This window comes from Streptomyces sp. NBC_00435, assembly GCF_036014235.1.
GTDB lineage: Bacteria > Actinomycetota > Actinomycetes > Streptomycetales > Streptomycetaceae > Streptomyces.
Map to the genome: position 1 here is coordinate 2776468 of NZ_CP107924.1, position 12288 is coordinate 2788755.

The window sequence follows — 12288 nt, forward strand, 5'->3', positions numbered from 1 at the left end:
GGTTACGGGGCCGGTTCCAGAGGGTCAAACCGGGTCCCGCGGGGCTGTGGGCCCCGCCACACGGCGGGGCCCACAGCCTGCGAGCGGATCAGGCTTCGGTCGGAGCCGAGACGGAGGGCAGCGTCTGCTGCTCGGCCGCCGCGGTCTTCTTCGTCGCCCGCTTCGCCACGGTCTTCTTCGCGGCCGTCTTGGTCGTCGCGGCCTTCTTGGCGACGGTCTTCTTCGCCGCCGCCTTCTTGGCCGGAGCCTTCTTCGCCGCGGTCGCCGTGGCCTTCTTGGCGGCCGTCTTACGGACCGCCTTCTTGGCCGGAGCCGCCGGAGCGGTCTCCTCGACGACGGCCTCGGCCGGGGTCTCCACCGGCGTCTCGACGACCAGCACGGCCGCCTCCGCGCCCGCCGGGGAACCGGCCGGTGCGGTGGCCTTACGGGTGGCACGGCGGCGCGGACGGGCCGGCGCGGCCTCGGCCGGAACCTCGGCCGGGACCTCCACGACGACCGGCGCCGGCTCGATCTCGGGCTCCGCCTCGGCCACGGGGGCCGCCACGGCCGGCTCCGGGGCCTGGGCGGCCTCGGCCGGGGCGCCCGCCGGAGCGGTCGCCTTACGGGTGGCACGACGGCGGGTGCGGCCCTTGGGGGCCTCCTCCGCCACCGGCTCCGCGACGACAGCCGCGGGGACCTCGACGGCCTCGGGGACGAACACCGGCTCGGGCTCGGCGACCTCGACGACCTCGGCCTCGACCACCGGCTCGGCCACGGGGGCCTGCGCCGCCGGGGTCCGCTCGACCGCACCGCGCGGGGCGCCCGCCGGAGCGGTCGCCTTACGGGTGGCGCGGCGGCGGTTGCGGCGGCCGCTCACTCCGGCCTCGGCCTCGGCCGGGCTGCTGTAGAGCTCCTCGTCGGCGACGAAGGAGGGCTCGGGCAGCGCCACGGGGGCGGCGGCCTCGGCAGCCACCTCCGCCTCGGACTCGACCTCGTAGACATCGCCCTCGGCGGTGTCCACGGCCTCGATCTCGTGGTCGTGCTCGTGCCCGCCGTCGCGACCGCCGCGACGCTTGGAGCGCTTGCCGTTGCCACCGCCGCCGACCACGGTCGGGGTCTCCATGTGCACGATCACACCGCGGCCGTTGCAGTGGACGCAGGTCTCGGAGAAGGACTCCAGCAGACCCTGGCCCACCCGCTTGCGGGTCATCTGGACCAGGCCCAGCGAGGTGACCTCCGCCACCTGGTGCTTGGTGCGGTCACGGCCCAGGCACTCCAGCATGCGCCGCAGGACCAGATCCCGGTTGGACTCGAGAACCATGTCGATGAAGTCGATGACCACGATGCCGCCGAGGTCGCGCAGCCGCAGCTGGCGCACGATCTCCTCGGCCGCCTCCAGGTTGTTCCTGGTGACGGTCTCCTCGAGGTTGCCGCCCTGACCGGTGAACTTGCCGGTGTTGACGTCGATGACGATCATCGCCTCGGTCTTGTCGATCACGAGGGAACCGCCCGAGGGCAGCCACACCTTGCGGTCGAGCGCCTTGGCGAGCTGCTCGTCGATCCGGTACGTCGCGAAGACGTCCACCTCGGAGGTCCAGCGCGACAGCCGGTCGGCCAGGTCCGGGGCCACGTGGTTCACGTAGCCGTGGATGGTCTCCCAGGCGGTGTCGCCGCTGACGATGACCTTCGTGAAGTCCTCGTTGAAGATGTCGCGCACGACGCGGACGGTCATGTCCGGCTCGCCGTACAGCAGGCTCGGCGAAGAGGTCGAGATCTGCTTCGACTTCTTCTGGATGTCCTCCCACTGGGCCTGCAGGCGCTCCACGTCGCGGCGCAGCTCGTCCTCGCTCGCGCCCTCGGCGGCGGTGCGCACGATGACGCCCGCGTCCTCGGGGACGATCTTCTTGAGGATGGTCTTCAGGCGCGCGCGCTCGGTGTCGGGCAGCTTGCGGCTGATGCCGGTCATCGAGCCCTCGGGCACGTAGACCAGGTAGCGGCCGGGCAGCGAGACCTGGCTGGTCAGGCGGGCGCCCTTGTGGCCGATCGGGTCCTTGGTGACCTGCACCAGGACCGACTGGCCCGACTTGAGGGCGGACTCGATGCGGCGCGGCCCGTTGGCCATGCCGAGCGCCTCGAAGTTGACCTCACCGGCGTACAGGACCGCGTTGCGGCCCTTGCCGATGTCGATGAAGGCGGCCTCCATCGACGGCAGCACGTTCTGGACCTTGCCCAGGTAGACGTTGCCGACGTACGAGGTGGCTTCTTCCTTGTTGACGTAGTGCTCGACGAGCACGTCGTCCTCGAGGACACCGATCTGGGTGCGCTCGCCGGACTGGCGGACGACCATCACCCGCTCGACGGCCTCGCGGCGGGCCAGGAACTCGGCCTCGGTGATGATCGGGACGCGACGGCGGCCCTGCTCACGGCCCTCGCGGCGGCGCTGCTTCTTCGCCTCCAGGCGGGTCGAGCCCTTGATGGACTGGACCTCGTCGGAGGAGGTGGACAGGGCCTCGGAGCGCTCGCGCGCCGGGCGCGGCTCGCGGACCTTGACGACGGTGCGCACACCGTCGTCCTCGCCCGCCGCCTCGGCGTCCGTACCACCGTCGCCGCTCCGGCGACGGCGGCGGCGACGACGACGGCTGGAGCTGGAGCCGAGGGCCCCGTTCTCCTCGTCCTCGTCGGACTCCTCCTCGTCGGCCTCCTCGGCGGACTCGGACTCGGCCTCCTCCTCGGCGGACTCGTCGAGGTCGGCGGACTCACCACGACGGCGACGGCGGCCACCGCGGCGGCGACGGCGCGACGGGCGGTCGCCCGACTCGTCGAAGTCCTCCTCGGAGCCCTCGAGCTCGGCGGCCTCGGTCTCTTCCTCGACCAGCTCCACGTCGGCCAGCGAGACCGGGCCGGACGGCGCGGCGGCGGCCGGAGCCGGGGCCGCGGGCGCGGCGGAGTCGGTGGCGCCACGACCGCGGCGACGGCGACGGCCGGCCGGCTGCGCGGCGGGGGCCTGGGTGACCTCGGCCTCGACCTCGGCCTCGACGAGCTCGATCTCCTCGTCCTCGGCCTCTTCGGCCGGGGCTGCCGCAGCGGCGGCCGCGGCCATCATGGCGGCGGTCTCCGGGGTCTGGAACATCGGCTCGGCGAAGACCGGAGCCTGGAACACGGCGACGGCGGGACGCGCGGCCCGGCGGCCACCCCTGGACGGGGCCGGCGCGGCGGGCGCCTCGGCCTCGGCGGCGGGGACCACGGGCTGCGGCGCGGCAGCGGCGGCCGGAGCGGTGGTGGAACGGGTGGCGCGGCGGCGACCGCCGCGCTTCGGGGAGTCCACGGCGTCGGCGACGGTGACGGTGGCCTTGGCGGCGGCGACCGGAGCCGGGGCGGGGGCCTCCTCCACGACGGCCTCGGTGGCGGGGGCCTCGGGGGCGGCCACGGCGCGGGTGGCACGGCGACGGGCACGCGGCGCCGGAGCGGCGGACTCCTCGGCGACCGGGGCGGCCACGGCGGCCGGAGCCTCCACGGCGGCGACGGGCGCGGCCTCGGTGGCGGGGGCCTCGGGGGCGGTCACGGCGCGGGTCGCACGGCGACGGGCACGGGCCGGGGCAGCGGCCGGAGCAGCGGGCTCCTCCTCCACCACGGCAGCGGCGGCGACGGGCGCGACCTCGGCGACAGGCGCCTCAGGAGCGGCCACGGCGCGGGTCGCACGGCGACGGGCACGGGCCGGAGCGGCGGCCGGAGCAGCGGGCTCCTCCTCCACCACGGCAGCGGCGGCGACGGGCGCGACCTCGGCGACAGGCGCCTCGGGGGCGGCCACGGCGCGGGTCGCACGGCGACGGGCACGCGGCGCCGGAGCGGCGGACTCCTCCGCGACCGGGGCGGCCACGGCGGCCGGAGCCTCCACGGCGGCCACCGGCGTGGCCTCGGCGACAGGCGCCTCAGGAGCGGTCACGGCGCGGGTCGCACGGCGACGGGCACGGGCCGGAGCGGCGGCCGGAGCGGCCTCCTCGGCGGGAGCCGCTGCCACCACGGGAGCGGGAGCGGCCTCGGCGGCGGCTACCGCACCACCGGGCGGACCGGCGGGCCGGGACGCGGCACGCCGGCGCCTGCGCGGAGGCAGGTTGTCGCTCGGGCTGCCACTGTCGGCGGCGGTGTTGTTGCTGTCGTTTTCGTTGTTGAGCATGCGGGGTTTCTCCCGTCACGCTCCCGGGCGCCGCGGCTGACTTCCGGTCCGGCACGGCTCCGCACGATGAGCGCGGAGCCGGCCTCCGGGGCGCGTTCGCCACACGGGAGCTCAGTTCATGGCCGCCGGTTCCGTACGTGTTTGTTCGTACGGCCTGGCGGAAGTCTTCAGGTCTGTGCGCGGCCCGACCCAGGTGGCTCCCGAGTCCCAGGGCTGCGCGACGACGACGATCCCTACGCGGCGGGACCTTCCGGCGCCTTCGCGTCGGCGGCTACGGCGGCCGTGGGTGGGGCGGCCGTGACAGCCTCGCGGTCGGGCGCGAGCGGGTCGGTCACCGTGCCGGACTCCTCATCGAAGAGCCCCTGCGCCAGCCTGGTCACCGCAGCGGGGACCGGCGGCGTTAGGTCGGCCACGGTTCGGAGACCGGACAGGACGTCGTCGGGTCGCACGGCAGGTGTCAGATGCCGAACAACCAGCCGCAGTATCGCACAAGCATTGTCCAGGGGCCTATCAGCCGGGGCGGTAGCCGATACGGGAACCACTTCCAGACTGACCACGGCGCCGCGCGTGTCGAAGGTGCGCATGCCGTTCTTGGTACGGCGCTGGACCTCCACGGTCTCCGCCGCGAGGAAGGCCTCCACGGCCCGCACGGCGTCCGCGCCCGCCACGCCGTCCAGGCGCAGCTCCCACACGGAGGCCGTCAGCCGGTCGGCGAGACCGGAGGTGTGGGCCTCCACGGCGTCGATGATGTCGAGGCCGACGGGCATCGACTCGTCGAGCAGCTCGCGCAGCTTCGCGGGGTCGCGGGGCTCGGCGAGGGCGATCTCGAGGTATTCGGCCTCGCTGCCGGTCCCGGTGGGGGCGGCGTTCGCGTACGAGACGCGGGGGTGCGGGGTGAAGCCGGCCGAGTACGCCATGGGAACCTCGGAGCGGCGCAGGGCCCGCTCGAAGGCACGCTGGAAGTCACGGTGGCTGGTGAACCGGAGGCGGCCGCGCTTGGTGTAGCGCAGGCGGATGCGCTGCACTACAGGTGCGGGAGGCGGGCCTTCGGGCTGTCGCTTGCCCAGTGGTTCATCTCCTTGTGCGGGGCTCCGCGGCTCGCGCGTCGCCCTGATGTCTGTGGAGCCTGCGGGCCACGCCGTGCCCTCCGGCTCACCCCTGCTCGCGCAGGGAGATCTCGGGGGCGGGCGTGTCGCCTGCGGCTGTGTTACTACCCAGAGTACGCGCCCGTGACCTCGCCGGTTCCCCGGCCGGCTCCCCGAACAGCGCCCTCCGTACATCGGCCCGCGCCTCGCGCACCGCGAGGCGGGACGTACGCCACACCTCACGGACGACCTGGCCGGCCGGGGCGATGACCTGCCGGTGCGCCGCGCGGGCCGCACGACCGGTGGCCGCCCACGCCGCCCGGACGGCGTTCCCCGCCGGGGTGAGCACGTGCCGGCGCAGCAGGCCCGCGGGCCTGACCACGAGCCAGCGCCACACCCACACGAGCCCGCGCCCCAGTGCCCGGCTCACGCGCCCCGCGAGGTGCCAGGCACTGACGAGCAGCCGTCCGAGCGGTGCGAGCAGGTACGCGTACAGGGCCCGCCCGGCCGGCGCGAGGACGTACCGGTACGCGCCGACCGCTCCGGGCCGTACGACGTGGCGCCACAGCGCGACCCACGGCCACACGAACAGCGCCCGCCCGAGCCACGCGGCCACGGCCCCGCCGCCACGCGCCAGCCAGGCCACCGCCTGCGCGGCGGGCACGAGCACGTACCGCCACAGCCCCACCCACGGCCAGACGAACACGGCCATGAGTGCGCGCGGCACGAACCAGGCGACCGCGCTCCCGACGGGAGCGAGCACGTGGACGTACAACCCAACGGCCGCAGGACGCACCACGACCCGGTACGCACCGACGAGCAGCCAGGCGGTCCCCGCCGCGACGGGCTTGAGCAGGTAGCGCAGCAGCCCGCCGCCGCCGGGCACGAGGACGTGGCGCCAGAGCCCGACCCAGGGCCACACGAACACCACCATCACCAGGGCCCGCACGACCCACGCGACGCCCTTGGCCAGCGGAAGGAGCAGATGCCGGCCCAGCCCGCGCAGCGTCCGGGCGATCCCGTCGCCCAACGGCCGCAGCAGGTACGTCCCCACGGCCCGCCCCAGCCACGCCAGCCCCTGCCCGGCGGGCACGAACGCGTACCGCCACAGCCCCACCCACGGCCACACGAACAGCAGCTTCAGCAGGACGGCCAGCGCCCGCCCCAGCCCCCGCAACACCGGCCGCACGGCCCGCTCGTGGAACCGGAGCAGCCCCCGCCCGGCCGGCCCGAGCACCCGCCGGTTGAGCATCCGCCCGAAGGCGACGAGGAGGTCCCACACCACCCGCACGGGCAGCACGACCAGCACCGCCACGACCTTCACGGGTACCCGGACGACCCCCACCAGACAGCCGTCACCCTGCGGCACCGACTGCGACTTCTCCAGTTCCATGCCGCTAAGGACACACCACACCCCCGAGCCGTTGCGCCGGGGCGCCTTTCAGTCGACGGTGCCCGGCTCCGCGAGCCAGCGTGTGCGCAGCTCGATGTGCTTGGCGAGGGTCTCGAAGTCCCGGTCGTAGTGCAGCACCGTCAGACGGTGGTGCGCGGCGGTGACCGCGAGGATCAGGTCGACGACTCCCGCGGAGCGGACGCACCCGGCTTCGGCCAGCGCGCTCTGGGCGGCCGCGACCCGGACCCACACGTCGTCGGGGATCGCGTGCCACGCGTACAGGTCCGTGAACGCCTGCCGCATCTCCGCGTATTGAGCGGGCGACCGGGCGGAGTACAGCGCCTCGACCTCGGTCGCCGCGCACATGCCGATGCGGCCGGCCGCCAGAGCCGGACGCCAGGTGGAGAACGGCCCCGGGAGGGTGATCCGGTGCGCGGCGGAGGTGTCGATCAGGAACTCGCCCTCGGTCAGCTCCCCCACGACCCACGCACCTCCGCCTTGAATCCGGGCTCCCGACCCTTGTCGAACGCACCCTCTTCGTCGAGCTTCACGAGGGCTTCCAGAGCTCGCTGCCTGCGCAGCCTCGCTCCTATTTCCTCGAGCGCCGCGTTGACCGTGTCCTTCTTCGTGGTGGTACCCAGAGCCTCCATCGCCAGCGCGAGGGCTTCCTCATCGATGTCGATCACCGTCTTGGCCATGCCGGCCACCTCCTGGCAGCAGATGTGGAGTATTCCTCCACGCACTCCCCCAGGATATCCGCTCACGTCAATCACAGGATTGATAATCCAGCGGTCGAATGAATACGCCCCCCACCGATCCCGGTGGGGGGCATAGACGAGGCAGGCTCAGCCCGAGGTCACTTCACGACCGTGAGAGGCAGCAGCTTCTTGCCCGTGGGACCGATCTGGATACTCGTGTCCAGCTGAGGGCACACCCCGCAGTCGAAGCACGGGGTCCAGCGGCAGTCCTCGACCTCGGTTTCGTCGAGGGCGTCCTGCCAGTCCTCCCAGAGCCATTCCTTGTCCAGGCCGGAGTCGAGGTGGTCCCAGGGAAGGACCTCCTCGTAGGTACGCTCGCGGGTCGTGTACCAGGCCACGTCCACCCCGTACGCGGGCAGCGTCTTCTCGGCCGCCTCCATCCAGCGGTCGTACGAGAAGTGCTCGCGCCAGCCGTCGAAGCGGCCGCCCGACTCGTAGACGGCGCGGATGACGTCGCCGACGCGGCGGTCGCCGCGGGACAGCAGGCCCTCGACCACGCCGGGCTTGCCGTCGTGGTAGCGGAAGCCGATGGAACGGCCGTACTTCTTGTCCCCGCGGAGCTTGTCGCGAAGCTTGCCCAGACGGGCGTCCGTCTCCTCCGCCGACAGCTGCGGGGCCCACTGGAAGGGGGTGTGCGGCTTCGGTACGAACCCGCCGATCGACACCGTGCAGCGGATGTCGTTCTGGCCGGAGACCTCGCGGCCCTTGGCGATGACGTTGACCGCCATGTCGCCGATCTGGAGCACGTCCTCGTCGGTCTCGGTCGGCAGGCCGACCATGAAGTACAGCTTCACCTGGCGCCAGCCGTTGCCGTACGCCGTGGAGACCGTCCGGATCAGGTCCTCTTCCGAGACCATCTTGTTGATGACCTTGCGCATGCGCTCGGAGCCGCCCTCGGGGGCGAAGGTCAGACCGGAGCGGCGGCCGTTGCGGGTCAGCTCGTTGGCCAGGTCCACGTTGAAGGCGTCCACGCGGGTCGACGGGAGGGACAGGCCCACCTTGTCGTCCGTGTAGCGGTCGGCCAGGCCCTTGGCGATGTCCGCGATCTCGGTGTGGTCCGCCGAGGACAGGGAGAGGAGACCGACCTCCTCGAAGCCCGTGGCCTTCAGGCCGCGCTCCACCATCTCGCCGATGCCGGTGATGCTTCGCTCCCGCACGGGGCGCGTGATCATGCCGGCCTGGCAGAAACGGCAGCCGCGGGTGCAGCCGCGGAAGATCTCCACGGACATGCGCTCGTGGACGGTCTCCGCGAGCGGGACCAGGGGCTGCTTGGGGTAGGGCCACTCGTCGAGGTCCATGACCGTGTGCTTGGACACGCGGTACGGGACACCCGACTTGTTCGGGGCGACACGGGCGATACGGCCGTCGGGCAGGTAGTCGACGTCGTAGAAGCCCGGGACGTAGACCTGTCCGGTCTTCGCGAGACGGAATAGGACCTCTTCGCGTCCGCCGGGGCGGCCCTCGGCCTTCCACGTGCGGATGATCTCGGTCATGTCGAGGACGGCCTGCTCGCCGTCGCCGATGATCGCGCAGTCGATGAACTCGGCGATCGGCTCGGGGTTGAAGGCCGCGTGGCCGCCCGCGAGCACGATGGGGTGGTCGACCGTACGGTTGCGGGCCTCCAGCGGGATGCCCGCGAGGTCGAGCGCCGTCAGCATGTTGGTGTAGCCGAGCTCGGTGGAGAAGGAGAGCCCGAACACGTCGAAGGCCCCGACCGGACGGTGGGAGTCGACGGTGAACTGCGGCACCTTGTGCTCGCGCATCAGCTCTTCGAGGTCCGGCCACACGCTGTAGGTGCGCTCCGCGAGCACGCCCTCGCGCTCGTTCAGCACTTCGTAGAGGATCATGACGCCCTGGTTGGGGAGGCCGACCTCGTACGCGTCCGGGTACATCAGCGCCCAGCGGACGTCGGTGCTCTCCCAGGGCTTGACGGTGGAATTGAGCTCACCGCCGACGTACTGGATCGGCTTCTGGACGTACGGAAGCAGGGCTTCGAGCTGAGGGAAGACCGACTCGGTCATCACGCGACTTTCGTGAAGCGGGCAGGGGGCGACTCTCAAGCGTACCCCGGGCCCCGCCCGGCCCCCGCCCCCGAGATCAGCCGCGCAGGGCCAGCGCCGGCGCCGCGGCCGCCTCCCACACCTGCGGCAGCTCCCGCTCCCGGCGGTCGGCCAGCGCCTCCTCGCGGGCGTAGAGCACGCCCCACGTGAAGGCGGACTCCCCCGCGCCGGCCGCCTGGACCGCGAGGCCGCGCAGGGCGTCCCGGGCGACCACGCTGTCCTGGTGGTCGCCGAGCAGGGTCTGGACCGACTTCACCGCCCTGGCCAGGCGCCGCGCGGGTTTGCCGAGGGCCGGGTTCGCGGCCTCCGCCGCGTACCGGGCGCGCTTCGCCGCCTTGCGTGCCTCGTGCAGGGCCAGGTCGCGGTCCTGGCCCGGGTCCATGGCGAGCGCGCCCTCGACCCGGCCGGCGAGGCGTTCCCAGTCGTCGAGCACCGCCGCGGGCAGGACGGCCTCGGCGGGCCGGGCGGCGGCCCTGAGCAGCGGCGGGTCGGCCAGCAGGGCGTCGAGGGCGTTCAGCAGGGCCAGGTGACGCCTGCTGTCGAGGGCGGCCAGGGCCGCGCGGCGCGAGCCGGTGCGGCGGGTCGTGTTCCAGACCTTGAGGCGGCCGCGGACCGGGCCCAGCAGCAGGGTCCGCGGGAGTTCGTCGAGCCGGGTCTGGATCCGCTCCAGCAGTACTTCCTGGTCGCGGTCGACGCCGAGCTCGGCGGCCAGCCAGCGGAGTTCCTCGCCGATGGGGCCGGTCTCGGCGGGGTCCAGGACCCCGCGGTACGTCTTGAAGGCGCTGCGCAGCCGCCTGGTGGCGACCCGCATCTGGTGGACGGAGTCGGGCAGGCCACGGCGTACGGCGGGGTCCTGGCTGATCAGGGTGGAGCGCTGTTCGCGCAGGTACGCGAGGACGTGCGCGCCCGCGGTGCCTTCGGGGCCACCGCCCAGGACGGGCGGTGCGGGCTCGGCGGAGGTCTCGGCGAGCGCCCGGGCGAGCTTCGAGGGGGCGGCCGAGACGTGGAGGCCGGCCTTGCGGAAGGTCTTCTCCACGGCGTCGAGCAGTGCCGGGTCGACCCCGTCGGCGAGTTCCACCTCGACCTCGGTCCAGGCGGCGGTGACGTCCTCGCGCTCGGCCAGGACCGCGTCCGTGGACAGCTCCGCGAGGAGGAGGCCTCCGGCGTCGAGGAGGTGGCTGACCTTGCGCGAGGACAGGAGTCGGACCTGGGGTTCCAGGGCGGTGTCCCGGACCCTGGAGCGCAGCAGTGCGGTGAGGGCGACCGGGACGGTGTCGCTGAGGGCGGCGGTGATCTCGTCGCGCACGCCCGGGGCGACGGGCAGTTTGAGGTGCCAGCCGGCGTCCTTGCCGCCGGTGCGGCGGCGCAGGGTGAGCCCGTCCGCGGCGAGTCGCTGGTCGGGGGTGTCGTAGTAGACGGCGTCGAGGTCGACCGTGCCCTGGTCGGTGACGGCCGCGATGGCGGCCGTGCCCGTCAGGTCCGGCACTCCGCGCCGTCCGGCCTTGTTGCTCCTGAACTCGAATTTGCGCTCTATCTCGCGCTTCGTGTCCGCCATGGATCGAACGTAGTCCTGTACGGAACACGGCGGGAAGGGAAACGTGAGGTGCGGCGGAAAACCGGTGGGCGACCCGGCGGATCAGGCTGACATCGGCCGCTGCACCCTGATGGACTGGAGCAGTCCGATGGCCACCCAGACGGCGAACATCGATGATCCTCCGTAGGAGACGAACGGCAGCGGGAGTCCGGCCACGGGCATGATCCCGAGGGTCATGCCGATGTTCTCGAAGGCCTGGAAGGCGAACCAGGCGATGATCCCGGCGCACACGATCGTCCCGTACAGCTCGGTGGTCTCGCGGGCGATGACGCAGGCCCGCCAGAGGATGACGCCGAGCAGGACCAGGATCAGCCCGGCTCCGACGAAGCCCAGCTCCTCGCCGGCCACGGTGAAGACGAAGTCGGTCTGCTGCTCCGGCACGAACTGGCCGGTGGTCTGGGAGCCGTGGAAGAGCCCGGAGCCGGTCAGGCCGCCGGAGCCGATCGCGATGCGCGCCTGGTTGGTGTTGTAGCCGACTCCGGCGGGGTCGAGTTCGGGGTTGGCGAAGGCCGCGAAGCGGTTGATCTGGTACTCGTCGAGGATGCCGAGCTGCCAGATCAGGATGGCGCCGGCCGCGCCCGAGCCCAGCAGGCCCAGTACCCAGCGGTTGGAGGAGCCGGAGGCGAGCAGGACGCCGAGCACGATGACGACCATGACCATGACGGAGCCGAGGTCGGGCATCAGCATGATGATGCCCATCGGGGCGGCCGCCAGGCACAGCGCCTTGACCACGGTGCGGTGGTCGGGGTGGGCGAGGTCGCCCGCGTCGACCCGGGCGGCGAGCAGCATGGCCATGCCCAGGATGATCGTGATCTTCACGAACTCGGAGGGCTGGAGGGAGAAGCCGCCGCCGATGACGATCCAGGCGTGGGCGCCGTTGATGGTGGCGCCGAGCGGGGTGAGCACGGCGAGGATCAGCAGGACGGAGAGCCCGTACAGGATCGGGACGGCGCCGCGCAGGGTGCGGTGGCCGAGCCAGACGGTGGCGATCATCAACACGAGGCCGATGCCGGTGTTCATGGCGTGCCGGAAGAGGAAGTAGTACGGGTCCCCGTTGTTCAGCGAGGTCCGGTTGCGGGTCGCCGACCACACCAGCAGGGCGCCGATGAGGGAGAGGGCGAGCGCGGAGAGGAGTATCGGCCAGTCGAGCCGGCGCACCACGGAGTCGCGGGCGGTGAGCTTGGCCATCGCTCCCCGCTCCGGCGCGTACCGGGATACGGAGAACTTGTTCGCGGTCTGCATCAG

The 12288-nt window shown here is 72.9% G+C and carries 8 protein-coding genes; all 8 read right to left on the reverse strand.

The genetic code is table 11. The annotated features are described in order from the left end of the window. Window positions 1-88 precede the first annotated feature (88 nt). The 8 genes from OG389_RS12805 to rodA all read right to left on the reverse strand — a co-directional run bounded on the left by OG389_RS12805 (window position 89) and on the right by rodA (window position 12285). Entirely contained in the window at window positions 89-4153 is a 4065-nt protein-coding gene (locus tag OG389_RS12805; protein ID WP_328298601.1) for an Rne/Rng family ribonuclease, read from the reverse strand. A 233-nt stretch (window positions 4154-4386) separates the two neighbouring features. Next, complete coding sequence (locus tag OG389_RS12810; RefSeq protein ID WP_328298602.1) at window positions 4387-5178, reverse strand: TIGR03936 family radical SAM-associated protein; 792 nt, start codon at window positions 5176-5178, stop codon at window positions 4387-4389. A gap of 127 nt (window positions 5179-5305) precedes the next feature. Continuing rightward, window positions 5306-6631, reverse strand: a complete 1326-nt coding sequence (locus tag OG389_RS12815; RefSeq protein ID WP_328298603.1) for a hypothetical protein — start codon at window positions 6629-6631, stop codon at window positions 5306-5308. A 48-nt stretch (window positions 6632-6679) separates the two neighbouring features. After that, window positions 6680-7111, reverse strand: a complete 432-nt coding sequence (locus OG389_RS12820; RefSeq protein ID WP_328298604.1) for a PIN domain-containing protein — start codon at window positions 7109-7111, stop codon at window positions 6680-6682. Beyond that, entirely contained in the window at window positions 7099-7329 is a 231-nt protein-coding gene (locus OG389_RS12825) for a type II toxin-antitoxin system VapB family antitoxin (protein ID WP_443059425.1), read from the reverse strand. Before OG389_RS12825 ends, OG389_RS12820 begins: the two co-directional genes overlap by 13 nt. Before the next feature lie 158 nt (window positions 7330-7487). Beyond that, complete coding sequence (locus OG389_RS12830) at window positions 7488-9413, reverse strand: TIGR03960 family B12-binding radical SAM protein (RefSeq protein WP_328298606.1); 1926 nt, start codon at window positions 9411-9413, stop codon at window positions 7488-7490. A 73-nt stretch (window positions 9414-9486) separates the two neighbouring features. Beyond that, window positions 9487-11004, reverse strand: a complete 1518-nt coding sequence (locus OG389_RS12835) for a CYTH and CHAD domain-containing protein (RefSeq protein ID WP_328298607.1) — start codon at window positions 11002-11004, stop codon at window positions 9487-9489. Window positions 11005-11085: 81 nt separating this feature from the next. Then, window positions 11086-12285, reverse strand: a complete 1200-nt coding sequence (rodA, locus tag OG389_RS12840) for a rod shape-determining protein RodA (RefSeq protein ID WP_328298608.1) — start codon at window positions 12283-12285, stop codon at window positions 11086-11088. Between the last annotated feature and the right edge of the window lie 3 nt (window positions 12286-12288).